The sequence below is a fragment of the Thermocaproicibacter melissae genome (genome assembly GCF_024498295.1).
Classification (GTDB): Bacteria; Bacillota; Clostridia; order Oscillospirales; family Acutalibacteraceae; genus Thermocaproicibacter; species Thermocaproicibacter melissae.
Window position 1 is genome coordinate 557,001 of sequence record NZ_CP101827.1, and the last position, 26,137, is coordinate 583,137.

General features: G+C 48.2%; 27 protein-coding genes and 5 tRNA genes. 28 read left to right on the top strand and 4 right to left on the bottom strand.

The genetic code is table 11. The annotated features are described in order from the left end of the window. Window positions 1-83: 83 nt before the first annotated feature. The 18 genes from lepB (at window position 84) to NOG13_RS02895 (ending at window position 13,154) form a co-directional block, all read left to right on the top strand. Entirely contained in the window at window positions 84-668 is a 585-nt protein-coding gene (gene lepB / locus NOG13_RS02810) for a signal peptidase I (protein WP_283110777.1), read from the top strand. Next, window positions 665-1,573 carry a ribosome biogenesis GTPase YlqF gene (gene ylqF, locus NOG13_RS02815; protein ID WP_283110778.1) on the top strand — a complete coding sequence of 303 codons (909 nt, stop codon included), beginning with the start codon at window positions 665-667 and terminating at the stop codon, window positions 1,571-1,573. Before lepB ends, ylqF begins: the two co-directional genes overlap by 4 nt. A gap of 2 nt (window positions 1,574-1,575) precedes the next feature. Then, window positions 1,576-2,190, top strand: coding sequence for a ribonuclease HII (gene rnhB / locus NOG13_RS02820; protein ID WP_283110779.1), 615 nt, complete (start codon window positions 1,576-1,578; stop codon window positions 2,188-2,190). Next, on the top strand, window positions 2,183-2,548 hold the full coding sequence (locus NOG13_RS02825; RefSeq protein WP_283110780.1) for a YraN family protein: 366 nt from the start codon (window positions 2,183-2,185) through the stop codon (window positions 2,546-2,548). The genes rnhB and NOG13_RS02825 overlap by 8 nt, the downstream gene beginning before the upstream one ends. 96 nt (window positions 2,549-2,644) lie before the next feature. Continuing rightward, a complete protein-coding gene (gene thrC / locus NOG13_RS02830) occupies window positions 2,645-4,147 on the top strand; it encodes a threonine synthase (RefSeq protein WP_283110781.1) in 1,503 nt (500 codons plus the stop codon). Window positions 4,148-4,151: 4 nt separating this feature from the next. After that, window positions 4,152-4,844, top strand: coding sequence for a metallophosphoesterase (locus NOG13_RS02835; RefSeq protein WP_283110782.1), 693 nt, complete (start codon window positions 4,152-4,154; stop codon window positions 4,842-4,844). Between the two features lie 92 nt (window positions 4,845-4,936). Then, window positions 4,937-6,280: a trigger factor gene (gene tig / locus NOG13_RS02840; RefSeq protein WP_283110783.1), complete on the top strand. Its 1,344-nt coding sequence runs from the start codon at window positions 4,937-4,939 to the stop codon at window positions 6,278-6,280. A gap of 58 nt (window positions 6,281-6,338) precedes the next feature. Continuing rightward, on the top strand, window positions 6,339-6,926 hold the full coding sequence (locus NOG13_RS02845; RefSeq protein ID WP_283110784.1) for an ATP-dependent Clp protease proteolytic subunit: 588 nt from the start codon (window positions 6,339-6,341) through the stop codon (window positions 6,924-6,926). 14 nt (window positions 6,927-6,940) lie between these two features. Continuing rightward, a complete protein-coding gene (gene clpX / locus NOG13_RS02850) occupies window positions 6,941-8,254 on the top strand; it encodes an ATP-dependent Clp protease ATP-binding subunit ClpX (RefSeq protein ID WP_283110785.1) in 1,314 nt (437 codons plus the stop codon). A 73-nt stretch (window positions 8,255-8,327) separates the two neighbouring features. Beyond that, complete coding sequence (gene lon / locus NOG13_RS02855) at window positions 8,328-10,778, top strand: endopeptidase La (protein WP_283110786.1); 2,451 nt, start codon at window positions 8,328-8,330, stop codon at window positions 10,776-10,778. Window positions 10,779-10,789: 11 nt separating this feature from the next. Beyond that, a complete protein-coding gene (gene yihA / locus NOG13_RS02860; protein ID WP_283110787.1) occupies window positions 10,790-11,371 on the top strand; it encodes a ribosome biogenesis GTP-binding protein YihA/YsxC in 582 nt (193 codons plus the stop codon). A 207-nt stretch (window positions 11,372-11,578) separates the two neighbouring features. Then, on the top strand, window positions 11,579-11,899 hold the full coding sequence (locus NOG13_RS02865; RefSeq protein WP_283110788.1) for a YerC/YecD family TrpR-related protein: 321 nt from the start codon (window positions 11,579-11,581) through the stop codon (window positions 11,897-11,899). Further along, the gene (locus tag NOG13_RS02870) at window positions 11,896-12,642 is read left to right on the top strand and encodes a class I SAM-dependent DNA methyltransferase (RefSeq protein ID WP_283110789.1); all 747 of its coding nucleotides are present in this window, start codon (window positions 11,896-11,898) and stop codon (window positions 12,640-12,642) included. Before NOG13_RS02865 ends, NOG13_RS02870 begins: the two co-directional genes overlap by 4 nt. Window positions 12,643-12,751: 109 nt before the next feature. Then, window positions 12,752-12,828: transfer RNA gene (locus NOG13_RS02875), tRNA-Val, on the top strand. A 3-nt stretch (window positions 12,829-12,831) separates the two neighbouring features. Continuing rightward, window positions 12,832-12,908, top strand: a tRNA-Asp gene (locus tag NOG13_RS02880). 6 nt (window positions 12,909-12,914) lie between these two features. Continuing rightward, window positions 12,915-12,990, top strand: a tRNA-Phe gene (locus tag NOG13_RS02885). A 6-nt stretch (window positions 12,991-12,996) separates the two neighbouring features. Continuing rightward, window positions 12,997-13,072, top strand: a tRNA-Gly gene (locus tag NOG13_RS02890). Window positions 13,073-13,080: 8 nt separating this feature from the next. Continuing rightward, window positions 13,081-13,154: transfer RNA gene (locus tag NOG13_RS02895), tRNA-Cys, on the top strand. A gap of 912 nt (window positions 13,155-14,066) precedes the next feature. Here NOG13_RS02895 and NOG13_RS02900 read toward each other — a convergent pair. The 4 genes from NOG13_RS02900 to NOG13_RS02915 form a co-directional block, all read right to left on the bottom strand. Then, the gene (locus tag NOG13_RS02900) at window positions 14,067-15,266 is read right to left on the bottom strand and encodes an ISL3 family transposase (RefSeq protein ID WP_283110037.1); all 1,200 of its coding nucleotides are present in this window, start codon (window positions 15,264-15,266) and stop codon (window positions 14,067-14,069) included. 99 nt (window positions 15,267-15,365) lie between these two features. Further along, a complete protein-coding gene (locus NOG13_RS02905) occupies window positions 15,366-16,523 on the bottom strand; it encodes a hypothetical protein (RefSeq protein ID WP_283110790.1) in 1,158 nt (385 codons plus the stop codon). A 103-nt stretch (window positions 16,524-16,626) separates the two neighbouring features. Further along, window positions 16,627-17,814 (bottom strand): IS256 family transposase, encoded by a 1,188-nt coding sequence (locus tag NOG13_RS02910; protein ID WP_135661204.1) that lies wholly within the window; start codon window positions 17,812-17,814, stop codon window positions 16,627-16,629. Window positions 17,815-17,902: 88 nt separating this feature from the next. Next, on the bottom strand, window positions 17,903-18,220 hold the full coding sequence (locus tag NOG13_RS02915; protein ID WP_283110791.1) for a nitroreductase family protein: 318 nt from the start codon (window positions 18,218-18,220) through the stop codon (window positions 17,903-17,905). Window positions 18,221-18,320: 100 nt separating this feature from the next. Between NOG13_RS02915 and NOG13_RS02920 the strand changes: the two genes are divergently transcribed. The 10 genes from NOG13_RS02920 (at window position 18,321) to accB (ending at window position 26,071) form a co-directional block, all read left to right on the top strand. Then, entirely contained in the window at window positions 18,321-18,668 is a 348-nt protein-coding gene (locus tag NOG13_RS02920) for a winged helix-turn-helix transcriptional regulator (RefSeq protein ID WP_283110792.1), read from the top strand. Between the two features lie 393 nt (window positions 18,669-19,061). Next, window positions 19,062-19,427, top strand: coding sequence for a MarR family winged helix-turn-helix transcriptional regulator (locus tag NOG13_RS02925; RefSeq protein ID WP_283110793.1), 366 nt, complete (start codon window positions 19,062-19,064; stop codon window positions 19,425-19,427). Continuing rightward, window positions 19,428-20,393 carry a beta-ketoacyl-ACP synthase III gene (locus tag NOG13_RS02930; RefSeq protein WP_283110794.1) on the top strand — a complete coding sequence of 322 codons (966 nt, stop codon included), beginning with the start codon at window positions 19,428-19,430 and terminating at the stop codon, window positions 20,391-20,393. 22 nt (window positions 20,394-20,415) lie between these two features. Continuing rightward, window positions 20,416-20,643, top strand: a complete 228-nt coding sequence (locus NOG13_RS02935; protein WP_283110795.1) for an acyl carrier protein — start codon at window positions 20,416-20,418, stop codon at window positions 20,641-20,643. Continuing rightward, the gene (fabK, locus tag NOG13_RS02940; protein ID WP_283110796.1) at window positions 20,640-21,587 is read left to right on the top strand and encodes an enoyl-[acyl-carrier-protein] reductase FabK; all 948 of its coding nucleotides are present in this window, start codon (window positions 20,640-20,642) and stop codon (window positions 21,585-21,587) included. The genes NOG13_RS02935 and fabK overlap by 4 nt, the downstream gene beginning before the upstream one ends. Next, on the top strand, window positions 21,575-22,504 hold the full coding sequence (locus NOG13_RS02945; protein WP_283110797.1) for an ACP S-malonyltransferase: 930 nt from the start codon (window positions 21,575-21,577) through the stop codon (window positions 22,502-22,504). The genes fabK and NOG13_RS02945 overlap by 13 nt, the downstream gene beginning before the upstream one ends. Next, window positions 22,491-23,231 carry a 3-oxoacyl-[acyl-carrier-protein] reductase gene (fabG, locus tag NOG13_RS02950; RefSeq protein ID WP_283110798.1) on the top strand — a complete coding sequence of 247 codons (741 nt, stop codon included), beginning with the start codon at window positions 22,491-22,493 and terminating at the stop codon, window positions 23,229-23,231. Before NOG13_RS02945 ends, fabG begins: the two co-directional genes overlap by 14 nt. A gap of 28 nt (window positions 23,232-23,259) precedes the next feature. Beyond that, complete coding sequence (locus NOG13_RS02955) at window positions 23,260-24,357, top strand: NAD(P)H-dependent flavin oxidoreductase (RefSeq protein WP_283110799.1); 1,098 nt, start codon at window positions 23,260-23,262, stop codon at window positions 24,355-24,357. A gap of 41 nt (window positions 24,358-24,398) precedes the next feature. After that, a complete protein-coding gene (gene fabF, locus NOG13_RS02960; protein ID WP_283110800.1) occupies window positions 24,399-25,640 on the top strand; it encodes a beta-ketoacyl-ACP synthase II in 1,242 nt (413 codons plus the stop codon). Continuing rightward, window positions 25,640-26,071 carry an acetyl-CoA carboxylase biotin carboxyl carrier protein gene (accB, locus tag NOG13_RS02965; protein WP_283111138.1) on the top strand — a complete coding sequence of 144 codons (432 nt, stop codon included), beginning with the start codon at window positions 25,640-25,642 and terminating at the stop codon, window positions 26,069-26,071. The genes fabF and accB overlap by 1 nt, the downstream gene beginning before the upstream one ends. Window positions 26,072-26,137 lie beyond the last annotated feature (66 nt).

Below are 26,137 nucleotides of genomic sequence, written 5' to 3' on the forward strand. Positions count from 1 at the left end.
CGATTGACGAAAAGGGACATGGACTGTCCCTTTTTTTCTATCCATGTTTCTAAAGTAAGATTTTGGGTAAGGTGGTTTTCACTGTGGTACGTCCGGAATCGGCAGGGAGAGACGAAATAAGTAAAACTGACGGTTTTGTCGAGGGATGCTACGAATGGACGGAGGCAGTCATCAGTGCGCTGATTGCTGTGATGGTTCTGTTTGTGTTTTGTTTCCGTGTCAATGTGGTTGTCGACGGTCCCTCCATGCAGCCGAATTTTTACGACGGATACCGTGTGTTCGTCAATTGCATCGATCGGAATTTTTCACGCGGTGATGTAGTCGTTATTGATGCAGAAGGAACAAACCTGAACCCGAAGGCAAGAATCATCAAGCGTGTCGTTGCAACATCGGGCGAAAAAGTTGATATTGATCCCGATTCCGGCTATGTTCTGATAAACGATAAACCGCTCGACGAATCCGGTTATATTCAAAACGGCATTACCCAAAAAGACGGAACAACGCAATTTCCGACGACCGTTCCGCCGGGCTGTGTTTTCGTTCTGGGTGATAACCGCACTGTGTCGGAAGACAGCCGCTTCCGCGAAGTGGGCATGATTGATGAAAAATATATTATCGGAAAAGTTGAGTCTATTCTCAGCCCGTTTAAGGGGTTTCAGCTGCAATGAAAAAAGCGGATTTGAAAATGACAGGAAATACACCAAGTGAAAATTCTCAAACCATCCAGTGGTTTCCGGGCCATATGGCCAAAACAGAAAAACAGATTGCAAAAGATATGAAGCTTGTGGATGCCGTGGTCGAAATCATTGATGCCCGCATCCCTTATAGCAGCCGCAATCCGGTTCTCAGCAGGCTCATCGGCGCGAAACCGCGTGTGGTTGTTATGAATAAAGCGGATTTAGCGGACCCGAATGAAACCGTTAAGTGGCTTGCTTATTTTCAGCAGCAGGGCTTCGGAGCGCTCGCGGTAGACAGCAAAAGCGGAAAAAATGTCAATCAGCTTCTGCCGCAGGTTGAGCATGTCCTAAAAGATAAAATCGCTCAGTGGCGAGAAAAAGGAATGGCAGGGCGGAAAATCCGCATTATGATTGTGGGAATTCCGAATGTTGGTAAGAGTTCGCTCATTAACCGCCTTGCCCGCGGCAGCAAAGCGGCTGTCGAGAACCGTCCGGGCGTAACACGTTCAAACCAGTGGTTCCCTGTTGGGAAGAACATTGAGCTGCTCGATACCCCGGGCGTCCTTTGGCCGAAGTTCGACGACCCGCAGGTCGGCGAACACCTTGCGTTTACCGGCGCCGTAAAAGACGATGTACTGGATACGGAACTTTTGGCCTGTCGTCTTCTGGAAACATTGTGCGAGATTTCTCCGGCAATTTTAGAAAAGCGCTACCGCATCGCAGCAGAGGAGACCGAGGGCCTGAACGGTGCGGCACTCCTTGAGCTTGTGGGGAAGAAGCGAGGAATGCTTGCCGGCGGAGGAATGGTCGACACCGAACGCGCGGCACGTATGCTGCTGGAGGAATTCCGCAGTGCTAAAATCGGCAGAATTACCTTGGAACAGGCGGGAATGTAAGTATGGACTGGTATTTGTACGAGAAAGCAGCGCGTGAAGAAGGCTTTCAGGCAGTCTGTGGTATCGACGAAGCGGGCAGAGGTCCTTTGGCGGGTCCAGTGTTTGCCGCCGCGGTGATTCTGCCTGATAATTGCATCATCGAAGGCATCAACGATTCCAAGAAGCTCACTCCCAAGAAGAGGGAAAAGCTGTTTGATGAAATCTGTGCGAATGCTGTCTCCTACGGAATCGGCTTCGCTACGGAAGGAGAAATCGACAGCATCAACATCCTGCAAGCGACTTTCCTTGCGATGAAGCGCGCAGTCGATGCAATGACAATAAAACCTGACCTTGCGCTTGTGGACGGAAACCGCATGCCAGACCTTGGCGTGGAAACGCGTACCATTATTAAAGGGGATGCACTTTGCGCAAGCATCGCGGCCGCGTCAATCCTTGCTAAGGTAAGCAGGGACAGGCTTCTGTGTCAAATCGATGAAATTTACCCGGAATACGGTTTTGCGCAGCATAAGGGCTACGGAACCGCGTATCATTTAGAGATGCTGAAAAAATGCGGCCCTTGCCCAGTCCATCGCAAGACATTTCTAAAGAAAATCCTTGGGAGTGCGGCAAATGGATAATTCCTCCGGAACCGCCGGAGAAGACTTCGCAGCGGATTACCTTCGCAGCCACGGCTGTGAAATCCTCCGGCGCAACTTTCATTCCAGATTCGGTGAAATTGATATCATAGCGCGCGATGGGGAATACCTTGCTTTTGTGGAGGTAAAAACGCGGGAAGAATCCTCCATGGTTGGTCCGCTGGAAGCTGTAACCGCGGCAAAACAGCGCAAAATCATCCGCACGGCACTCAGTTACCTGCAAAAATACCCGCAGAATCTTCAGCCGCGGTTCGATATTGCTGCCGTTTCAACCAAACACGGCATACCTATATCTGTCTACTATCTGAAAAATGCTTTTTCCGGAACCGGGTTTATTTGACATTTGAACCCGGTTTCCTGTATGATATAAGGAACTAACGGCGTTCTCACGGTGCCGCTGCTTGGTGCCGGAACGACAGGGAAAGGGGAAAACGCCTTGAAGTATCAGTCAACACGGGACAGCCGAGTCTCCGTTTCTGCAGCTCAGACAATCGCACAGGGCATCTGCAGCAACGGCGGCCTGTTTGTTCCGGAAGATTTCCCTCGGATTTCCGAGGCGGAGCTTTCGGGTTTGGTGAAGATGGATTACCGTGCCCGGGCTGCTCTGATTATGAGAAAATATCTTACTGATTTCACCTCGGAGGAGATTGCAGAATGTACCTCCCGCGCATACGATAGCCGGAAATTCTCAGGCGGAGTCCCCGCGCCGGTCTCTGTTCTGAAGTCGGGAATTTCGTTTCTTGAACTTTGGCACGGCCCGACTTGCGCATTTAAGGATATGGCGCTGCAAATTCTCCCTCATTTTTTGACCCGTTCTTTGAAAAAAATTCGTGCTGACAAAGATGCTTTAATTCTTGTTGCAACCTCCGGCGATACAGGCAAGGCGGCTCTGGAAGGCTTCCGCGATGTGGAAGGCACAAAAATACTTGTCTTTTACCCGCAGGACGGCGTCAGCGCCATGCAGGAGAGGCAGATGCGCACGCAGGAGGGCTCCAATGTTTCCGTCGTTGCCGTTCAGGGTAATTTTGACGACGCACAGACCGGCGTAAAGAGAATTTTCACTGACGAAGACGTGCAGAAGCAGCTTGCCGCCAACGGCATGATGTTCTCGAGCGCGAATTCCATCAACTGGGGAAGGCTTTTGCCGCAAATCGTGTATTATTTTTCAGCGTATTGCGACCTTGTGACGTCCGGAACCATTCCGCTTGGGCAGGAAATTGATTTCTGCGTTCCAACCGGCAACTTCGGCGATATTCTCGCCGGTTACTATGCAAAGAAGATGGGCCTTCCGGTTCATCGCCTGATTTGCGCATCCAATGCCAACAACGTCCTGACGGAGTTCCTGACGACGGGCGTTTATGATAGGAACCGCAAATTCTACACAACCATCTCACCGTCCATGGATATCCTCGTTTCAAGCAATCTCGAACGCCTGCTTTACGACGTTACAGACCGTGACGACGCGAAGATTTCCGGCTGGATGAAACAGCTTTCGGAAACAGGCCGCTACGAGGTCGACAGCGCAACCCTCGCAAAAATTAAGGAGGTTTTTGCTGCCGGATTCTGTGATGACAGCGAAACGAAAGAAGAAATCAAGCGCGTTTACGAAGCAGACCATTACCTCTGCGATCCACATACTGCCGTTGCCGCGCGTGTTGCCCGCGAATACCGGGAAAAGAACGGCAGTTCTGTGCCCATTGTGGTCGTTTCCACGGCAAGCCCCTACAAGTTCGCACCGGATGTTCTCAGCGCTGTTTCTCCGGAATCCGATGCGGCGGGCGATGTTTTCCGCGCGGTTGAGATGCTTTCCGAACGGACGGGAACCGAGGTTCCGAAATCCATTGCCGCACTTCGGACAAAGCCGCTGCGCTTTTCTGAAGTTTGCTCCAAAGACGGCATGCGGGATGCCGTGCTGCGGATTGCTGGGAAAAGGTCGTAATGCCATGTCCCTTTTTGCAATTGCGGATCTTCATCTTTCCCTTGGCTCCGACAAACCCATGGATGTCTTCGAGGGATGGGAAGACTATGTTTCCCGGTTAGAAAAGAATTGGCGTAATGTCGTCGGAGCTGAAGATACAGTTGTCGTTGCCGGCGATATTTCTTGGGCGATGAAGCTCGAAGAAGCAACTGAGGATTTTCGCTTTCTCAACAGCCTGCCGGGCCGTAAGCTGGTTCTCAAAGGAAACCACGACTATTGGTGGTCGACAAGGAGAAAAATCGAGGCCTTTCTGGAACAAAACGGTTTTTTCAGCATCAGCATCGTCCACAATAGCGCTGAAGCGGTTGGAAGCCTTGCTGTCTGCGGAACGCGAGGCTGGCTTTATGACGCGGAAAGTGCGGAAGACAAAAAAATTGTGAACCGTGAGGTCGGGCGTCTGAACGCTTCCATTGATGCGGCAGAGAAGACCGGAAAAAAGCCGGTTGTCTTTCTCCATTATCCGCCCGCTTACGGAGGGATGGAGTGCCGTGAGATTATGGATACCCTCGTGAAACGTGGGATAACCGATTGCTATTATGGCCATATCCACGGGAGCACCGCAGCAAAACGCTCTCCCATGGGGGAGTACAAAGGCGTTCGGATGCACCTTATCTCATGTGACTACCTCGGTTTTATGCCCCTTCGTGTAAATGAATAAATTAAAAACATTTCGGAAGGCAGTGGAAACTTTTTTTGGCGTGTGGTATAATGTCTTCCGTTAATATGTAAACATTCAGGAGGAAATAACAAATGAGTTTGAAATCATCCAATAAAGTCGATACAAACCGCTATCAATTGGAAATCACAGTGGACGCAGAAACTTTTGAAGCCGCTGTTGAAAAGGCCTATAAAAGACAGAATAAAAACATCACAATTCCGGGTTTCCGCAAAGGCAAAGCTCCTCGCAAATTTGTTGAGAAATATTATGGCGAACAGATCTTCTACGAAGAAGCCATCAATTCGCTTTATCCGCAGGAAATGGAAAACGCTATCCGTGAAGCCGGCCTTGTTATGATTGACGATAAAGTTGATTTTGAACTTGTTTCCGCTGGCAAAGACGGCTTGGATTTCAAAGCTACCATCACCACAAAGCCGGAAGTTTCCATTGAGGGCTACAAAGGCCTGACGGCTTGGAAAAAGAAAGTGGAAGTTACCGATAAAGACGTTGAGGATGAACTCGCCCGCGTACAGGAGCGCAACTCCAGAATGGTGACGGTCGAAGACCGCGAAGCGCAGAACGGCGATATTGTTGAAATTGATTTTGACGGATATGTCGATGGTAAGCGCTTTGAAGGCGGCAAAGCCGAAAACTACAACCTCACACTTGGCTCCGGCCAGTTCATTCCGGGCTTTGAAGATCAGATCGTCGGCCACAAGACCGGCGATGAGTTTGACGTGAATGTGAAATTCCCGGAGGATTATCAGGCGAAAAATCTTGCCGGCAAAGATGCTGTTTTCAAAGTCAAACTCCATGAGATTAAGAAGAAAGAACTGCCGGAAATTGATGACGATTTCGTCAAGGACGTAAGTGAATTCAATACGGTTGACGAATATAAGTCCGATATTCGCAAGAGAATTACCGATGCACGCGAGGCTGCCGCAGATGACGCCGTTGACAATCAGTTGATTGATAAGCTGGTTGGCCTGGTGCAGGCTGAAATTCCGCAGGCTATGTATGAGAACCGTATTGATGAGGACCTTCGCGACTTCAGCTACCGCCTCCAGGCGCAGGGCATGAACATCGAAACCTACATGAAATATACTGGGCTCGATAAAGATTCTATCCGCGAACAATTCCGTCCGCAGGCAGAACGTCAGGTGAAGCTCCGTCTCGCTCTTGAAAAGATTGCTGAACTGGAAGAGATTAAACCTTCCGAAGAAGATATTGAGAACGAGTACAAGAAGCTCGCAGACGGCTACCATGTGGAAGTCGATAAGGTGAAGAAGCTCATTCCGGCTGAAGATCTTTCCAAGGACATCGCTGTCGAAAAAGCATTCAACCTTGTAAAGGATAAGGCTGTCATCGCAGAGGGCGAGCCGCCGAAGACGGAAGATTCTGCAGACGAGAAAAAAGAGGCAGAAAGTGCGGAATAAATCGGCATTGATTTGCCAATCCTTGTTAAAGCATGTAGTGTGAGGGTGGTAAGGCAAAATGAGCAGTCTAGTTCCTTACGTAATTGAACAGACGAACCGCGGCGAGCGTTCGTATGATATTTTCTCAAGGCTTTTGAATGACCGCATTATTATGCTCAACGACGAGATAAATGACACAACGGCCAGCCTTGTTGTGGCTCAGCTCCTCTATCTGGAGGGGCAGGATCCGACAAAGGACATCAGCCTTTACATTAACAGTCCGGGTGGGTCGGTGACAGCCGGCATCGCAATTTACGACACTATGAAATATATCAAGTGCGATGTCTGCACTATCTGCATGGGCCTTGCCGCCAGTATGGGAGCCTTCCTCCTTGCTGCGGGTACAAAGGGCAAGCGCTATTCGCTCCCGCACTCGGATATTCTCATCCATCAGCCGAGCGGTGGTGTACCACAGTCGCAGGTTTCGGATATCATGATTCATGCGAACTATCTTTCCGACAAAAAGAAGCTGCTAAACCAGCTCCTTGCGGAAAACACCGGTCAGCCGATTGAAGTCATTGAACGCGACACAGATCGCGACAATTTCATGACTCCGGAAGAAGCCGTGAAATATGGCTTGATTGATAAGGTCATTGCCAGCCGATGAAATAAGGTGATACAGTGGCAAACAGTGAAGACAACAGGGGAAGGGAAATCTGCTGTTCGTTCTGTGGAAAAGCACAGAGTGAAGTGCGCCGCCTGATTGCAGGGCCGGGCGTCTTCATCTGTGACGAATGTGTAGAACTCTGCATGTCCATTTTGAACGACGAGAAGAACCTCTCGCAACGGAAGGAAAGCTACAGCGGAGTATCTGAACTGCCCAAACCGCATGAGATCAAGAAAAAGCTTGACGAATATGTCATTGGGCAAGACAGAGCCAAAATTGCTCTTTCTGTTGCAGTTTATAATCATTACAAAAGAATTTATTATGGCAAGGGAAACGACGATGTTGAGTTGACCAAGAGCAACATCCTGCTTCTCGGGCCTACCGGTGTTGGCAAAACGTATCTGGCACAAACACTGGCAAAGATTTTGGATGTTCCGTTTGCTATTGCGGATGCAACAACGTTAACGGAAGCCGGTTATGTGGGCGAAGATGTCGAAAACATATTGCTGCGATTGATTCAGGCAGCAGATTTTGATATCGAGCGAGCAGAACGCGGCATAATCTATATTGATGAAATTGATAAAATTGCACGGAAGTCTGAAAACCCCTCCATTACCCGTGATGTCAGCGGCGAAGGTGTTCAGCAGGCTCTCCTCAAGATTCTTGAGGGCACAATTTCAAATGTTCCTCCGCAGGGCGGTCGCAAACATCCTCAGCAGGAATTTCTGCAAATCAATACAACCAATATTCTTTTTATCTGCGGCGGCGCGTTTGATGGTCTGGAAAAGATTATAGAACGTCGCAGTGCAAAAACGGGCATCGGGTTTGGGGCAGAGGTTCACAGCAAGGAAGAGCTCGATTCCATGTCCTGGATGAAAGATGTTGAACCGCACGACCTCGTAAAGTTCGGCATGATTCCGGAACTCGTTGGCCGTCTTCCGGTGATTGCATCTCTCGATGCTCTCGACGAAGATGCCTTAGTCCGCATCCTTACGGAACCGAAGAACAGTCTCATCAGCCAGTACAAAAAGCTGTTCCAGCTCGATAAGGTTGAACTTGAATTTGAACCGGATGCGTTGAAAGCAATTGCCAAAAAGACAATGGAACGCCATACCGGTGCACGCGGCCTCAGGTCCGTGGTGGAAGGTTTCCTTACCGACTTGATGTACAATGTTCCGTCTGATTACAAGATTGAGAAAGTAACAATAACTGCGGACACTGTCTTAAACGGTGCTAAACCAAAGATTGTCTATAATTCGGATCGGAAACCTGTTAACCTGAAGATTACTACTCCGGGCAAAAGAGGTCGAAAAGAAACAGCTTCTTAATGACAAGCAGGGACTGTTGTAGTGTGGTATCTTGGCCGGCCACTCTGCAGCAGCCTTTTTTCGAGGAGATATTATGAGCAGAAATACTGAGTTGCAGAACACATTTACACTGCCGGCTCTCGCACTGCGTGGGCTTGTCATGTTTCCAGGAATGCTTCTTCAGTTTGATGTCGGCCGCAAGAAGTCGGTCGAAGCACTGGAAAGTGCAATGCAGAGCGATCAACTGATCTTTCTTGTGGCGCAGAAGAATCTTGGAGACAATGATCCGGACGGTAGTCAAATATACAAAACTGGCGTAGTTGCCAAGATTAGGCAGATTATCCGCCGCAGCGATGAAGGCATCCGCCTGTTTGCGGAGGGCCTGTATCGTGCGGAGGTAATTTCCGTTGCAAAGACGGAACCGTATCTGCTCACAGAACTATGCAGAGTAGAAACTGCGCCATATCGCAAAACGACCCGTTCGGAAGCATTGATTCGTTACACGCAGAGCCTCTTTGAAGAGTATATTCAGAATTACAGCCATATTCCGCCGGATATCGTTATCGGCGTCATTCAAAAGAAAGATTGCGGGGAACTTGCCGACTATATTGCGGCAAACCTTTCGCTTGACTATACGGAAAAACAGAAAATCCTTGAGGAACTGAATCCGGTACGCCGCCTGCAAAAACTTTCGATGGTGCTCAAGAAAGAAATCCAGATTCTTGCCCTCGAAGCGAAAATCAGTCAGAGGGCAAAAGAACAAATCGACGAGAACCAGAAGGAATATTTTCTTCGGGAACAGATGCGCGCAATTTCCGAGGAACTCGGGGAAAACGATAGTCCTCAGCAGGATGCCGACGATTTGAAGGCGCGGATCAAAAAGGCAAAGCTGCCTCCACTTCAGGAGGAGAAACTCCTGAAGGAATGTGACCGCCTGATGAAGATGCCGGAAGGTTCCCATGAAGCAAGCGTCATCGAAAGCTATATTGATACCTGCCTTGAACTGCCTTGGAACAAGTCAACGAAGGATCGCATCAATCTGAAAAGAGCAAAACGTATTCTTGACCGTGACCATTACGGCCTTACAAAGGTTAAGGAAAGGATTTTGGAGGTTCTGGCAGTCCGGAAACTTTCACCGGACATCAGCGGTCAGATTATTTGCTTAGTAGGCCCTCCGGGTGTCGGTAAAACCTCCATTGCTCATTCGATTGCCGAAGCACTCGGAAGAAAATATGTCCGTGTTTCCCTCGGCGGCGTTCGGGACGAATCCGATATTGTCGGTCACCGCCGCACTTATATCGGTTCCATGCCGGGCCGAATTATCGCCGCGCTCAAGCAGGCGGGGACGAACAACCCTCTGATTCTGCTTGACGAAATCGATAAGATGGGCAGCAATTTCCGCGGTGATCCGTCGTCGGCACTTCTTGAAGTGCTTGACCCGGATCAGAACAAATCTTTCTATGACCATTATATTGACATGCCCTTCGACCTGAGCAATGTCATGTTCCTGACAACCGCAAATGATGCAAGCGAAATTCCCGAGCCGCTTTACGACAGAATGGATGTCATTACCCTCGGGAGCTATACGCACGAAGAGAAATATCATATTGCTGCCGAACATCTGATTCCGAAGCAACTGAAGAAACACGGAATCACACCCAAAATGCTGAAAATCACGCCTGCGGCAATTCACAAACTGATTGACGCCTACACGCGTGAGGCCGGTGTTCGGAATCTTGAGCGTCAGATTGCAGCAATTTGCCGCAAGTGCGCGAAAGTCTTCGTGGAAGATAAGAACGCAAAAATAACGGTTACCCCCGAAAAGCTTCGGGAGCTGCTTGGCCCTGAGAAATATAAGGACGAAACAGCTAATAAGCACGACATGGTCGGCCTTGTAAACGGCCTCGCATGGACGAGTGTCGGAGGCATGATGCTCCCGATTGAAGTAGCGGTTATGGACGGCACCGGAAAAATTGAACTGACAGGTTCCTTGGGAGACGTCATGAAGGAGTCGGCGAAAACAGCAATCAGCTGTATTCGTACCCGCGCTTCCGCTTTGGGCATCAGCCATGACTTCTACACCAAGTACGACATTCATATCCACGCACCGGAAGGTGCCGTGCCGAAGGATGGCCCGTCTGCGGGTACCGCCATGGCTACGGCGATTACGTCGGCATTGTGCAATATTCCAATCCGGCATGATGTCGCCATGACGGGAGAAATTACGCTCCTTGGTCGTGTCCTGCCGATTGGCGGATTAAAAGAAAAGTCGATGGCAGCTTACCGCAACGGTATCAAGACGGTAATCATACCTGCCGACAACGAACCGGATCTTGAAGAGATTGACTCCGTTGTCAAAGACCACGTCCATTTTGAACCGGTTGAAAGGATTGACCAGGTACTGAAAATTGCGCTCACAAGGGTTCCTACACCAATGTGCAGCGAGAAAGAAGCGGAACCGAGAACGGTGCCAACCGTGCCGAAGGTTCCGGTGCAAACACCGGAGCATAAGCCGACTGAGCAGTCGTCCGTGATTCCGCAGTAACGAGGAGCTCTATGAATTTTCAAAACGCTTTTTTCGAGACAGCGGCCGGAACATCGGCCGGGCTTCCCCAAAGTACCCTGCCGGAAATTGTTTTTTCCGGCAGGTCAAATGTTGGGAAGTCCTCCATGATTAATAAGCTGCTCAATCGCAAAAGCCTTGCACATGTCAGTTCTTCACCCGGAAAAACGTCTACGATAAACTTTTATAATGTAGGTTTCTGCCGTTTTGCCGACTTGCCCGGTTATGGGTATGCAAAAGTAACCCCGGCCGAGAAACAGCGCTGGGCGGAGCTTATTGAAGGCTATTTTGCACAGGAACGCGATTTCCGCTTGGTGGTGCAAATCATCGACATGCGCCGCGACCCGACGGATGACGATATGGCGATGCTTGCCTTTCTGCGCAGCAGGGAGATCCCATTCCTGATTGCAGCATCAAAAAGCGATAAGCTAAATGCAACACAGCGGGCAAAAATGACGTCTGTGTTTCAGAAGATTGCGTCGCAGTGCGGGACCGAGTTCGTACCTTTTTCAGCAATTTCCGGTGAAGGAGTAGAACAAATCCAAAAGAAAATTCTTTCCGTTTGTGAGAAATAAAAGACACCGCAAGCGAGTTCCGCTTGCGGTGTCTTCCTGCGAATGGAAGTATTATAGGAAAAATGCGGAAATTGTTTAAATAGCTAAAACCCATCTCTAACAAAATCAGAAATTATAGGTATTATAGTGCAAAGTAGGGCCACAGTGCCTTTACTTTTTCACTTTTTCATGCTAAAATAGCACAGGCTAGAAAGGAGTGTTGATGATTTGAATTCCAAGATAAAAGAACCTAGCGTTGACTTTTTGTTCGATGCAATTCTGCAGCTGAAGAACAGGGAAGAATGCTACGCTTTCTTTGAAGACCTATGCACAGTCCCCGAAATTAAGGCTATGTCACAAAGACTTTTGGTCGCACATATGCTGAGTAACAAAAAAGTTTACAGTGATATTGTTTCAGAAACCGGTGCATCCACCGCTACCATTAGTCGTGTAAACCGTTCCCTCCATTATGGTTGTGACGGCTATCAACTTGTTTTTGATCGCCTCGCCAAAAAGGAAGAGGAGGAAAAAAAGGGAGAGGAGAAATGAGTTATTCTTCTCTTGCCAAGTACTATGATACCCTCACACGAAATGTAAATTATTCCGCCCGTGCGGATTATTTGATTCAACTGCTGAAGAAAATGAATCATGAACCAGGGCTGACCCTTGACCTTGCATGCGGCACAGGAAGCTTGACCTTGGAATTGGCTGAGCGTGGCTTCGATGTATATGGTCTTGATGCATCCCCGGAAATGCTTTCTGTGGCCCAGCAAAAGGCTGCGAAGGCAGGGCACAATATTTTGTTCATCTGCCAGAAGATGCAGCAGATGGACCTCTACGGCGGCGTTGATACAGCTGTTTGCATGCTGGACAGCGTAAACCACATTACAATGGAAGCAGATCTTCAGGAATCCTTTCGCCGCATGGCAATGTTTCTAAACCCCGGTGGACTATTTGTTTTCGATGCAAACACAGAATATAAGCATCGCAATGTGCTAGCCAATAACGTCTTTATCTATGACATGGAAAACGTTTATTGCGTGTGGCAGAACCGCTGTGAACCGAAAAGCGCCGTTGTAAACGTTTCGTTGGATTTGTTTGAACGCCTCGATGATGGTACGTACCACCGAAGCTGTGAACATTTTCAGGAGCGGGCCTATAGCGAGCAGCAGCTGCGTGCCATGCTGGAAAGAGCAGGGCTTAAAGTAGAGGGTGTGTGGGCAGATCTTTCCTTTGAAGCTCCAAAACCGGAAACGGAACGCTTGATTGTGGCAGCCTCTAAGCCCAGATAAAAAACTGGGAAAAAGTGCGGAAAATCTGATATTTTGGGTTGACAAACGGACTCGATTGTAGTATTATATTAAACGTCGCTGATGCAAAACTCACGACCGACAGTAAGACGGGAGCATAGCTCAGCTGGTTAGAGCACCTGCCTTACAAGCAGGGGGTCATAGGTTCGAGTCCTATTGTTCCCACCACCTGGCTCGGTAGTTCAGCTGGTTAGAACGCTAGCCTGTCACGCTAGAGGTCGTCGGTTCGATCCCGATCCGAGTCGCCATAATATGCCTCTGTAGCTCAGTTGGTAGAGCAGGGGACTGAAAATCCCCGTGTCGGTGGTTCGATTCCGCCCGGAGGCACCACCGCTTGCGAACGTAGCTCATCTGGTAGAGCGCCACCTTGCCAAGGTGGAGGTAGCGGGTTCGAGCCCCGTCGTTCGCTCCAACTTGTCTGGCGTCATAGCCAAGTGGTAAGGCAAGGGTCTGCAAAACCCTGATCCCCAGTCCGAATCTGGGTGACGCCTCCAAAATGATAATGGGAAAAGGCTCTTAGATGGGCCTTTTCCTGCTATCGTAAGTAAGTGTTTAATTGTTGTATTAAATACTTACTTACGATAGCAGAAAGTGTGCTAGGCTTACTGGTATCGTAAGGCGGGTTCAAACAAGCCGCTTCCTGTGGATACGCCGAGAAAGCGCAGCGAATGCCAGCGTCATTCCCAGTGTATTTTTCCACGTATTTCCTATTGCGCGCCGCAGAATGCGAAGCTCCGTAATAGGTATTCCTCTTGTTTTACTTCCTTTTCTATTGTCAAGGTTCGCCAACCCTTTATTGCCGTGCCGTAGCATTCATTCAGTCTTATTCTGATTCTGAAAGTTTTCCCTGTTTCCCAACAGTGAATTGGCTCAGAGTTCCCGGGCATCGAGGTTGTCAATGTCCCGGCTGTTCCAGAGAGACTGAATTCGGTTAAATAAAGGATACACAATGGTGCTGACATTGTGGAAAGGTGAACTAGACGTCCACGATCTTGCTTTTTGTGTGGTAACAAAAAGCAAGAGCCTGAACGCAGCCTGGTAAGCGATACGTTCAAGCTCTTGACAAGTGTATGTTCACTGTGATACCCTAAAGGTACCACAGAAAACCAACCCTGTTAATGACCTATTGGCCTTCTGAACGTATCTTAGCTACGTTTGGATTAGTGTAAGAAGTCGGCGAAACTTCTTGCAGCTAATGGTGTTGTTAATAGGGTTATTTGTTTATCTACTATATTTTACCACATATTGTCTGATTTTGCAATACCTTAGTTGATACTGATATCGTCTATAAATTAAATGACTCGGACAAAATGTCCGAGTCATTTTTGACCTGGAGATTATTGAATATTTAGGCTCTATGTCAATAGTTGGGGTAACCCAAAATGGAAACACGGGATGGAGCGGCACTAAGCTGCTCCATTTTTCGTTGAAACATGGAACATGTGAAGAATGCGATTACGAAAGCGGGTAAAATTATGATAACCGTAGGCATTGCGTTTGAGTACCTTAATCTTGTTGTTAACCCCTTCGGTAAAACCATTGGTGTAAGGGCAATCAAACGAATTTAGAATACCTTTTGACCAGCGCACCATGGTATTTCCACAAGCAACAAATCTTGAAAGGCCACTGTTTTGTGCGGTCATAATCCAATGGGATAGCGCTGTCCGTGCGGACTGACTGTCGGAGGAATCAAGAACTTTGAAAAACTGTTCTTTAAGAGAGTAGGCTGTCAGCAAACGGCTGCTTGCATAAAGCATGATATTAACCTGTTGTTTTTGCTCCGGAGTGAGAAATTCATATCGTTTGTTCAGCAAGGTTCGAGAGCGCTTAAAGTAAATTCTTCGGGTCTTGCTAAACCTTTTCTGTTCTTCCTTGCGAATAGCTTCAAAAGCCCAAAATACCTGACGAATGTAATGATATTTGTCAATGACATAAATGGAATTTTTAAAATATGTCTGAGCAATACTAGCATATGTACTCCACATATCGCTGACAAAATACTTGGTTTGAGAACGGTCGATCCGGCTAAAATATTCTGTCAGCTTGTGGTTGTAACGAGCAGGAAGAATATCAAGGATTCGGTGCCGGACCGGATCGGTCAGAATGCATTGATATTTCTCATTGTTTGTATTGCCTTTAAACTCATCAATTGATACAACTTCGGGTAATTGCTGCGGCTTTCCATAGTTGATACAATCAAAAATCCGGATTATGGTTGAAACCGAAAGATTTACTTCTCGTGCTACACTGGTAAAGGAACGTACGTCGGAAAGCTTTGAAATGATATACGCGGCTAATCGATTTGTCATGCGGTGATATCTTGGCAGAAACGAGTTATGTTCAAAGAAACGCTTTCCGCAGGAAGAGCAGCGATACCGGCGCTTGCGGAGAATTAAACTGGTGTGTTTACCAAAAGCGGGAATGTCCTTTACCGTTTGACAACGGTAATCATGGACATAGCTGGTTTGATGTTCACAGCAAGGGCAAATATGCGGCTTTCTCGGCAACTCAATGAAAATTTCCGTTTTATCGGGTAATTGCCTCACATTTTTTACGATTACCCCTTTTAATCCAAGCAGTTTTTCGGTAGAATGAGTACAGAGCATATCGATGACCTCCAACATGGGATAGTGGTAATTTCCATTTTAAAGGTTTTTCATCGAATATGCTCTACTTTTTTTACTCTTTTTCTTAGGCTCTATTCGTTACACCCCAACATTTATTATAGAGCCAATATTTATTGGTTCAATATTGTAATTTGTACTACCATAAAAGTCCTCCGCTGCCTCTTGTGCTTCCTCAAGAGAATTGTAATTACCATAATTATTTTCATTATTCTCTGTACTGATTAATTTACCATCTTTTATTATTACATCACAAATATTGACAAGTATATAGGCCGTGCCAACAGTTTTCCCATTTGCAATAATATCTACGCTTGATAAGGTAATAACTTCATTATGCATAGGCCCACCAGCTGTTGGATTATCTTTCACAGTATATAAGTACGCTTTTTGCAGCTTGATGTTCTTGTGAGAATAAGTGTCTCCAAGAGTAAACACGGGATCACAGTTTAAATCAGAAAGGTGGTTGACAAAATAGGGTATTGAAATATCGAGATTTTCCTCAATGACTTTATCACTCATGGATTTGATATCGGACAGCCTTTTTGAATCTATTTGATTTGCTTTTGAAACGTATTCCGGAAGGCCAGAAACAATATAACTTTTTTCAGATTCTTTTACTATTGCTTTATGTGATATAGCCTCTTGCTCTGGATATATAGCCTTTACTACAATTTTATCACCATTTGCAACTATATCTTGAGAAGATTCAAATGTGACTAAAGAGATAAACGGATCATTGGAATTATTGATTAGAGATACCTTCCCGTCTGGTGAAGTACCTGTGTAGGAGACTTCTAAATCTCTAAAAACGTCAACTTCTTTACCTTTTTCCAGACCAGATATTTCTATTTCTTTTTGTGTGTTTTTAAAAGACAAGTTTAGTTGCTCAGCCAGTGTATTATCGTATGTAATTGTTAAGAGTATTTTATCGCCATTTTTAAGGTTCTCTGTTTTGCTGAGACTACATTTCATACTATCAAGGAAAAGGTTACCTCTGTATGCGTCAATATTCTTATCGATTAAGATAGTTTTAAGGCTTTCCTTGTTTAATTCGCATTTTGCTTTTCCTTGAGTATCTAATCCTTCTACTCTTATCGCATAAACATCTGCCAAATCAATCTTATTATGATGAGAATTGGTAATTGAACAAATGGCAATAATCAGGATAATCGCTGCACAAATAGAAGCAAAGACAATTTTCTGCATCTTAGAGAGTTTTTTAATTCTTTCCACCACAATAACAGCTCCTTAGACAGTATTTTTATTTATATTATATCATTATAAGAATTACAGGGCTATGTCAAGAGAAGTTCGCAATTTGGGGACTCCACGAAATGAATTAAGCTGCGCTTAGCAGAAGTGTCTGAATCGATTTGGGATTCAAATATGCTCTGGAAACGGACCAGTCTTCAGCGTATTCCATGAGATATGTTGTAACCAACCGCAGATAGGAATCTTTGTTTGGGAATATCCCGACGACGTTGGTTCTGCGCCGGATTTCCTTGTTCAGCCGTTCCAGCATATTGGTCGATGAGATTTTACGGGCATCAAGCTCGGGGAATGCATAGAAAGCCAGTGAGTCCTCCAGCCCGTCTTCCAGAAGCTCGATTGCTTTGGGAAACCGCTTCCCATATTGCTCCGACAACTGTTTTGCGCGCTGTCGCGCTAATTGGACGGAAGGCGCCAGCCAGATTTCTTTCAGTTGGACCGCAAAGGATTCTTTTTCTTTCTGCGGTATATGGGCCAGAATATTTCGCATGAAATGCACTTTGCAGCGTTGCCAGGATGCGCCGGGAAAACTTTCTCGGATGGCGGCAATCAGCCCTTTGTTCGCATCGGAAACCACCAGCAGCGGTGTTTTCAAGCCGCGATCCAAAAGACTTTGAAACAACTGGGAATAGCTCTCTTTGGATTCGTCCAGCATCGGCTCCACGGCGAGAATGTCCCTGTGCCCTTGCTCGTTGACGCCGCAGACAACCATCACCGCCATGCTGACGACACGGCCATCCATACGGACTTTTTCGTACAGGGCATCCGTCCAAATGACAGGATAACGAGTATCCGTCAGAGAACGGTTGCGAAATTCCTGTACCTGTTCATTGAGCCCTTTTGTCATCTCACTGACCTGACTGCGGGAGAGGTTCTCTATCCCCAGACTGTGAGCCAACTTTTCCATCTTCCGTGTGGACACGCCCTGCACGAATGCCTCCTGAATAACCTGTACCAGCGCCGCCTCGCTGCGTTTGCGTTCAGTGACAAAGAACGGGATATATCCATGGCTGCGCAGCTTTGGCACCATGAGATACATCGTCCCTACGCGAGTATCCAGCCTCCGGGGACGATATCCGCAGCGGTAGTCACTTCGAGACGGATTGTGCGCATTCTTTTCCGCCCCCACAAGGCCGGAAACCTCCGCCTCCATCAGTTGAGCGCAGAGCCATTCCAGCATACTGAGCATCGGGTCGGGCTCCGCCATACATTTCAGTAGCAATTCCGTAAGATCTGTGTTATTCTTTCCTTGAGTCATTGGGACCAACTCCTTTTTGAATGTCTTGACACCATTCATTTTAAAGGAGTCCCAATGGCTTTTCTATACCTTCTCGAAATTGCGAACTTTATTGTACTCTATCGATTTTCTTGCGCGCCAACAGAATGACAAAATGGCTTGCTCCGTTTAAGCTATTCTGTGCACCCCAAGCGATGGGATAAAGTTTCTTTTTCAGCTCCGGGTCTTGTACAACAACAATTTTCCATGGCTCAAAACCGAAGGAACTTGGTGAAAGATGTGCCGCTTCCAGTATTGTGTCAAAGTCTTCTTTGGAAACTGCTTTCGATGGGTCAAATTTTTTACAGGCATAACGGAAGCGAAAAGCCTCCAAAATTTTTTGGTTCATGGTATTCATATTTTTTAAACCACCTTTCTTTGCATTCATGTTAGCATATAATAAACAAATATTGAAGTACGCAAAATAATGATATATAATATAAACAAAGTATTATTACTATATTTAGTATACTGTAGGAGGGCATTACATGGAAAATCATTCTTTGGCGCAGGAATGCGCGGGTCAGCCCTGTCCTGTGGAAACAACACTTAATATTATCAGCGGCAAATGGAAGGGAATCATTCTCTATCGTTTGCTTGGAGGGAAAAAGCGGTTCGGTGAATTGAAAAAAATGATGCCGAAAATCACTTGCCGCACCTTAACTATGCAGCTGCGGCAGTTGGAACAGGACGGAATTGTCAAACGCACGGTATATGCAGAGGTTCCGCCTCGTGTGGACTATGAGCTGACAGCGCTGGGGGAATCCATGCGGCCAATCATTCAGGCAATTTATGATTGGGGAATCGCTTACCAGAAAAAGATGCAGAACGTGTAATGTCTGCCAATAATTGATATTGTTGCCCGATTTGTAAGTGTTTATCTTTCATAGGCTTTTCCTAATCGGCAGGAGTTATGCATTATGAAGAAGAACGTGGAGTCTATTTTTTTGTGTCGAATTTTCTGAGATGACATTTTAGGCGTTTTGGTTGGAAAAAGTCGAGTAAAGACAGTGGAGAAATTCATTCCGTATTTGTAAGTGGCAAAAATGTAAATTTTCGCTTGACAAAGTGTTTGATTCATGATATAAACTTAGATAAACAAACTAATTATATGGGGAGAGGGAAAACGTTCGTGCTGGATTCGTTTGAAAAAGAACTCAACGATATTCTGGTGGATACGTTCCGTTCCATTCTCAAAGTTGAAGAAGATACGCTGAAAAGAACGTTGATTGATCTTTCAATCAGCGAGCTGCATCTTTTGGAGGCCGTGGGAAAAAAAACGGGAGCAGGGCAGAACCATCAGCGAACTTGCACAGGAACTGGATATTACGCTGCCTTCTGTTACTGTCGCTATCAATAAGCTGTTGAAAAAGGGATATGTGAAAAAGGTAAAAAGCGGGGAGGACGGCCGAATGGTGTATGTCGTCCTGACAAAACAAGGGCGCAAGGTGGATAATGCGCACCGCTATTTTCACCGGCAGATGGTGCGTCAAGTCAGTTCAGAATTCTCCGAGGAAGAAAAACAGATTCTTGCGCGGGGAATTGCCAAACTGGATGAATTCTTCAAAAAGAAGATTTCGGAAATGGAGAGGTAAATGAGTTTTACAATCACTGGAACGGGCAGTTGCCTTCCTGCCTTCACTGTGCAAAACGATGATTTTACCAAGTTTGTGGACACAAGCGACGAATGGATTACAACGCGTACAGGTATTCGAAGAAGGCACTTTATCAAGGACGAAACTTTAAGCCAAATTGCGGTAGAAGCATCGCAAAAAGCCCTTGAGAACGCCGGTCTTGCCGCCGCGGATATGGATTTGATTCTGTGTGCGACTTTACAGGGAGAGGATGTCTCACCATCTCTTGCTTGTTTGGTGCAGGCAGAGTTGGGGGCTAATTGTCCGGCGTTTGACTTAAATGCGGGCTGCAGCGGTTTCCTTTACGCACTCCACAGCGCCGCTGCCTACTTTCGTGCCGGTATGGCAAATCACATCTTAATTGTATGTGCGGAGCAGCTTTCCCGCTTTCTGGACTGGAAAGACAGAAGTACGTGTGTGCTGTTTGGCGATGGTGCGGGAGCTGTGGTACTGTCGCGGGGAGATTCTCTGCTGACTGTGCGGACAGGTGCTCGGGGGCAGCGTGAGAATTTGCAGGTTCCCGGCAGAAACGTTTCCGGCCCTTTTTGGCACGATACGGAAAAGAGTCGATCTCTGCTCAGCATGAACGGACGCGAGATTTTTAAATTTGCGGTTACAACCGTGCAAAATGAGATTGAGTCGGCCGTAAAAGATGCCGGATTGACTGCGGACGATGTGGATTATTTTCTGCTGCATCAGGCAAATGGCCGCATTATCGATTCTGCCCGAACTCGTTTACATCAGCCGGAAGAGAAATTTCCGGGCAATTACGAGGAATGTGGGAACACATCCGCCGCCAGTATTCCGCTGCTGCTGGACGAACTGAACCGAAATCATCGCCTGAAAAAAGGCGATATTCTGCTCCTGTGCGCTTTCGGTGCGGGGCTGACATGGGGCTCCTGCATCATCCGCTGGGAGAAAAATTAAAATGATATTGGAGGAAATCAGCATGGTATTTGAAAAAGTTGCAAAGATTCTGGCAGAATACAAGGAAATTGATGTTTCCGAAATCCGCCCGGAAAGCACACTGGAAGAGTTGGAGCTTGATTCATTGGACACAGTTGACCTTATCATGCAGTTTGAAGATGAATTTCAGGTTTCTCTGGAACTGAACGACAACATTAAGACCGTTGCGGATATTGTAAAACTGATTCAAGAAAGTGTGGGAAAAAAATGATACACACACCGCTTTGCGATCTTTTGGGAATTCAATACCCAATTCTTCAGGGAGGAATGGCGTGGATTGCGGATGCCTCATTGGCTGCCGCGGTGTCAAATGCCGGAGGTCTTGGAATTATCTCTGCCATGAATGCCGATGAGGAATGGCTCAGAACAGAAATCAGAAAAGCGAAAGCCATGACGGACCGGCCTTTCGGAGTGAATATCATGCTGAAAAGTCCATTTGCGGAAAAGGTTGCTCATGTTGTGGCAGAGGAGAAAATCCCTGTTGTGACAACCGGCGCGGGCGACCCTTCCCGCTATATGGAACTGTGGAATAAGGCCGGCATCCGTGTTCTGCCGGTGGTAGCATCCACCGCTGTTGCGCGGCATGTGGAACGGTCGGGCGCCGCTGCAGTGATTGCCGAGGGCGGAGAGTCCGGTGGACACGTGGGGGATTTGACCACCATGGTGCTGGTTCCTCAGATTTGCGACTGCGTCAGCATTCCGGTGATTGCGGCAGGCGGAATTGCGGACGGCCGCGGGGCAGCGGCTGCGTTTATGCTTGGTGCGGTCGGTGTGCAGGTGGGGACTCGTTTTTTGTCGGCGTATGAATGTACCGTACACCAGAATTACAAGAAGCGAATCCTCAAGGCAAAAGACATCAGCACCGTCATAACAGGAAAGCGATTGGGTCACCCGGTGCGCTGCCTGAAAAATGCCTTTTCTCGCGAATTTCTGGCAAAAGAATACGACCCCGCCGTTTCTAATGAGGAATTAGAGCAAATGGGTGTCGGCGCACTGCGGCTGGCTGCCCGTGAGGGCGACGAGAAAATGGGCTGTTTCATGGCAGGGCAGGCAGCGGCTCTAGTGAAAAAGGAACAGTCTGCGCAGGAAATTATTTCAGAAATATTCGAGGAAGCGGAGCAGATTCTGCGGGAAGGAACAAAATGGGTCAGATAGCATTTGTTTTTTCAGGTCAGGGTGCCCAGTACCCGGGAATGGGGAAAAAACTGTATGAAACTTTTCCGTCGGCAAGAAAAGTTTTCGAAATGGCGGACCAAATTCGCCCCGGAACGATTCGACAGTGCTTCGAAGGAACGAAACAGGAACTTTCCCAAACGCTGAATACGCAGCCGTGCGTTTTAGCGGTGGAGTTGGCATGCGCCGCTGCACTGCGGGAATCCGGCGTCACTGCGCAGGGTGCTGCGGGGTTTTCTCTGGGAGAAATCGCAGCGCTTGCTTATACCGGTGTTCTTTCTCAGGAGGACACGTTCCGTCTTGTCTTAAAAAGGGCAGAACTCATGGAACAATGTTCTCAGCGCACAGAAGGCACAATGGCCGCAATCTTAGGGTTAGAAACAGGGCAGGCGGAGCAGCTTTGCAAAGAGGCCGGAGCATGGCCCGTAAACTACAATTGCCCGGGTCAGCTGGTGGCGGCAGGTACAAAAGAAGCTGTTTCCGCCCTGCGCAAATTGGTCGCCGAAGCGGGCGGAAAAACAGTCCGCCTTGCTGTATCAGGGGCGTTTCATTCCCCGCTTATGGCAGAGGCATCGAAAGGGCTTGCGGAGGAACTGAAGCATTATACGCTCAAAGCTCCCGCTGTTGAGCTGTATTCCAATGTGACGGCGCAACCGTACGGTAAGAATGCGGCTTCTTTAGTGGCACGTCAGGCGTCAAGCCCCGTGCTTTGGCAGAAAACCATAGAGAATATGACGGCGGATGGATTTGATACATTTGTGGAGGTTGGCCCGGGGCATACGCTGTGCGGGCTCATCCACAGAATTTCTCCGAACGTGAAAACGGTCGGAGTTCAGGACCCGGAGAGCCTTACACAGGCAATTCGGCTTGTAATGGAGGAAGAACATGCTCAAAGGTAAAACAGCGGTAATTACGGGCGCATCCCGAGGAATCGGCAGGGAAATTGCGCTCCGATTTGCAGCTCACGGTGCGGATATCGCAGCAATTTACTGCGGAAGCCGTCAAGCGGCGGAAGAACTTTGTGAACAAATCCGCGCGCTTGGCAGAAAGGTGCTGCCGTATCAATGCGATGTTTCCGATTGGGAGAATGTTAAGGAAACGGTCGGAAAAATTCAATCCGATTTCGACGGAATCGATATTCTGGTGAACAATGCCGGCATTACAATCGACCGATTGGTTCCGCAGATGAAGGAAGAGGATTTTGAACGCGTATTAAATGTAAATTTAAAAGGCGCATTTCACATGATTCGCCAAACTTATATGCTTTTTGCAAGGAAACGCGCGGGAAGAATTATCAACATTTCATCGGCTTCGGGGCTGGTCGGCAGTGCAGGGCAGGCAAATTATTCTTCCGCCAAGGCCGGACTGATTGGATTGACCAAATCCGTTGCGCGGGAACTAGCGGGCCGGAATGTGACCTGCAACGCAATTGCCCCGGGCCTGATTGACACGGCGATGACGCGTGAGATGAATGGGCAGGCTCGGGAGCGGATGGAGAACGCTATTCCGATGAAGCGGATGGGAAAACCGGAAGATGTTGCAAATCTTGCAGTTTTCCTAGCTTCGGACCTCTCCGGTTATATTACCGGTGAGGTTATTCGGGTTGACGGCGGCCTTTGCATGTAGTGGCAATGCTGCCGGGAAAGGAGCTTTTATGGCAGACTGGTCCGGAACCGATTTCCATATCGGTGAACTAAAAATACAGGCGCCCGTGGTGCAGGGCGGCATGGGAATCGGAATTTCCATGAGCGGTCTTGCCTCGGCGGTAGCAAATGAAGGCGGAGTCGGCGTTATTTCCGCAGCGGGTGTTGGGGTGCTTGGCGGCGGCACAGGCAAACTGCAGGAGGATCGTGCGGGGCTGAAAGCAGAAATTGCAAAGGCACGCGCCAAAACAAATGGGGTTCTGGGTGTCAACATTATGGTGGCACTGACCAATTTTGAAGAAATGGCGCGTACGGCAATGGAAGAAAACATAGACCTGATTTTTGCCGGTGCCGGGCTGCCCCTGCGCCTTCCGGAATTTTGCCCTGTGGGGTGCAAAACCAAGCTGGTTCCCATTGTATCCTCAGCCAGAGCGGCGGATAGGATTGCTAAATGGTGGCTGCGGCAATACCACCGCATTCCGGACGCTTTTGTGCTGGAGGGTCCTAAAGCGGGCGGACACCTCGGCTTTCATCCTGAGCAGATAAACGACCCCGATTATCAATTGGAAAAACTGGTTCCGCAGGTTGTTGCTGCCGTTACTCCCTATGAAAAAGCCGCGGGAAGAAAAATTCCGGTTATTGCCGCAGGGGGAGTTTTTACCGGCGATGATATCCATCGCCTGCTGCGGTTGGGCGCGTCCGCTGTTCAAATGGCAACGCGCTTTGTGGCGACAGAGGAATGTGATGCCGATATTCGCTTTAAACAGGCTTTTGTCAATTGCCGCGAGCAGGATATCGGGATTATCAAAAGTCCGGTTGGTATGCCCGGCAGAGCGATTATAAACAATTTTTTAAAGAGCGCGGCGGCCGGCGGGCAGAAGCCGGAAAACTGTCCGTACCACTGCATTACAACATGTCGGCAGGAAAAAGGACCTTACTGCATTACAGCGGCACTGGTGAATGCTTGCAGGGGAAATTTAGAAAATGGTTTTGTGTTTGTTGGCGCAAACGGAGGAAGGGTTCATGAAATTACAACCGTGCACCGGTTGATGGAAGAACTCGCTGCCCAATATCGGGCGGCGGTGCAAAGAGAACAACAGAACGCATGAAAACTGCTGATATTCCGCATGCCGGAAAAGGAGTCTGAACAATGAGAAGAGTAGCCGTAACGGGACTTGGTGTAGTTTCTCCGGTGGGAAACTGCGTGCAGGATTTCTGGAACAGCCTGACCGCCGGAAAGTGCGGTATCGGGTTTATCACTAAATTTGACGCCACCGATTTTAAGGTGCAAATCGCGGGAGAGGTAAAAAACTTTGACCCTGCCTGCTGTATGGAAAAAAGCATGATTCGAAAAACGGATTTGTTTTCACAGTTTGCATTGGCAGCTGCCGATCAGGCAATGCGCGACAGCGGCCTTTCCGATATTGATCCGCGCCGACTGGGGGTTTATGTCGGTTCCGGCATCGGTGGCATCCATACGATTGTGGAAGAGACGCAGAAACTTCTAACCCGGGGTCCGTCCCGCATTTCTCCGCATTTTATTCCCAAGATGATTAGCAATATGGCCGCCGGCAACATCGCAATTCGATACAATGCGCAGGGGCCTTGCCTGCCGGTTGTAACTGCATGCGCCACATCATCCCATACAATCGGGGAGGCGTTTCGTGCGATTCAATACGGTTATGCAGATGCAATTTTGGCGGGCGGAACGGAGGCTTCCGTTGTGCCTCTTACCGTGGCGGGGTTTGTCAACTGTATGGCCCTTTCCACAAAGAATGATCCACTCAATAGTTCCCTTCCGTTTGACAAAAGACGGGATGGATTTGTCATTGGGGAAGGTGCCGGAATCCTAGTGCTGGAAGAATATGAACATGCGGTTTCACGCGGTGCGAAAATCTATGCGGAAATCACCGGATACGGCAATACCTGCGACGCGTATCACCCGACCGCACCGCATCCTCAGGCGCGCGGCGGTGCAGAAGCTATTCGGCTGGCGGCGCAGGAGGCTGGAATCGGGGCGGAGGATGTCCTGTATATTAATGCACATGGGACCGGAACACCGCTTAACGACAAAACCGAGACGCTTGCCATTAAAAAAGCACTGCCGGACCTTGCACAAAAAGCCTACATTAGTTCCACAAAATCCATGACGGGGCATATGCTGGGTGCTGCCGGTGCAGTGGAAGCGGTTGCTTCCGTCCTTGCACTTGATACGGGAATCATTCCGCCCACGATCGGATACAAAGAGCCGGACCCGGACTGCGATTTAAACTATGTACCTAACCGCGCGGTGCACGCGGCCCCGACTTCCGCACTTTCCATCTCCCTCGGGTTCGGTGGGCATAACGCCTGTTTGGCTTTTCGAAAAGGAATGGAGGAACGTTCGGCGTGATGAATCTAAAGCAGGTTCGCGCATTAGCGCAGATTTTAAAAGACAATGGCCTAACGGCTTTGGAATTGAGCTCGGGTGAGGATAAAATCAGACTGGAACGTCAGGAGAATACCGCCGTAGTTCCGGCAGTTCCCGCGGCGGGCACAGCGCCAAACATTCCGTCGGCACAGCCCGCACCGGTGCAAGAAGAACAAAACTATCGGGAAATCAAATCTCCCATGGTCGGTGTGTTCTATGCGGCACCGTCTCCGGACGGGGAACCGTTTGTTAAAGAAGGCAGTCATGTAAAAAAAGGTGATGTTCTTTGCATTATTGAGGCAATGAAACTGATGAACGAGGTCAATGCGGAAGAGGACTGCAAGATTATTGAAGTCTGCGTGGAAAACGAACAGGTGGTTGAATACGGACAAACGCTGTTTAAAATTGTGTAGACCGGCGGCAGCTGACTGAAAGCTTTGCCGGGATTTTACAGCCTCAAAGGCGGAACGGAGGAGCCC

Bases quoted from the DNA above. Each gene is read 5' to 3' on its own strand.
- NOG13_RS02935 (WP_283110795.1), top strand. From the start codon at position 20,416: ATGGTATTTGAAAAAGTTGCAAAGATTCTGGCAGAATACAAGGAAATT.
- NOG13_RS02835 (WP_283110782.1), top strand. From the start codon at position 4,152: ATGTCCCTTTTTGCAATTGCGGATCTTCATCTTTCCCTTGGCTCCGAC.
- fabK (WP_283110796.1), top strand. From the start codon at position 20,640: ATGATACACACACCGCTTTGCGATCTTTTGGGAATTCAATACCCAATT.
- fabF (WP_283110800.1), top strand. From the start codon at position 24,399: ATGAGAAGAGTAGCCGTAACGGGACTTGGTGTAGTTTCTCCGGTGGGA.
- NOG13_RS02945 (WP_283110797.1), top strand. From the start codon at position 21,575: ATGGGTCAGATAGCATTTGTTTTTTCAGGTCAGGGTGCCCAGTACCCG.
- fabG (WP_283110798.1), top strand. From the start codon at position 22,491: ATGCTCAAAGGTAAAACAGCGGTAATTACGGGCGCATCCCGAGGAATC.
- yihA (WP_283110787.1), top strand. From the start codon at position 10,790: ATGAATTTTCAAAACGCTTTTTTCGAGACAGCGGCCGGAACATCGGCC.
- accB (WP_283111138.1), top strand. From the start codon at position 25,640: ATGAATCTAAAGCAGGTTCGCGCATTAGCGCAGATTTTAAAAGACAAT.
- tig (WP_283110783.1), top strand. From the start codon at position 4,937: ATGAGTTTGAAATCATCCAATAAAGTCGATACAAACCGCTATCAATTG.
- NOG13_RS02845 (WP_283110784.1), top strand. From the start codon at position 6,339: ATGAGCAGTCTAGTTCCTTACGTAATTGAACAGACGAACCGCGGCGAG.
- NOG13_RS02910 (WP_135661204.1), bottom strand. From the start codon at position 17,814: ATGACTCAAGGAAAGAATAACACAGATCTTACGGAATTGCTACTGAAA.
- rnhB (WP_283110779.1), top strand. From the start codon at position 1,576: ATGGACTGGTATTTGTACGAGAAAGCAGCGCGTGAAGAAGGCTTTCAG.
- NOG13_RS02915 (WP_283110791.1), bottom strand. From the start codon at position 18,220: ATGAATGCAAAGAAAGGTGGTTTAAAAAATATGAATACCATGAACCAA.
- ylqF (WP_283110778.1), top strand. From the start codon at position 665: ATGAAAAAAGCGGATTTGAAAATGACAGGAAATACACCAAGTGAAAAT.
- NOG13_RS02955 (WP_283110799.1), top strand. From the start codon at position 23,260: ATGGCAGACTGGTCCGGAACCGATTTCCATATCGGTGAACTAAAAATA.
- NOG13_RS02930 (WP_283110794.1), top strand. From the start codon at position 19,428: ATGAGTTTTACAATCACTGGAACGGGCAGTTGCCTTCCTGCCTTCACT.
- lon (WP_283110786.1), top strand. From the start codon at position 8,328: ATGAGCAGAAATACTGAGTTGCAGAACACATTTACACTGCCGGCTCTC.
- NOG13_RS02900 (WP_283110037.1), bottom strand. From the start codon at position 15,266: ATGCTCTGTACTCATTCTACCGAAAAACTGCTTGGATTAAAAGGGGTA.
- NOG13_RS02920 (WP_283110792.1), top strand. From the start codon at position 18,321: ATGGAAAATCATTCTTTGGCGCAGGAATGCGCGGGTCAGCCCTGTCCT.
- NOG13_RS02825 (WP_283110780.1), top strand. From the start codon at position 2,183: ATGGATAATTCCTCCGGAACCGCCGGAGAAGACTTCGCAGCGGATTAC.
- NOG13_RS02870 (WP_283110789.1), top strand. From the start codon at position 11,896: ATGAGTTATTCTTCTCTTGCCAAGTACTATGATACCCTCACACGAAAT.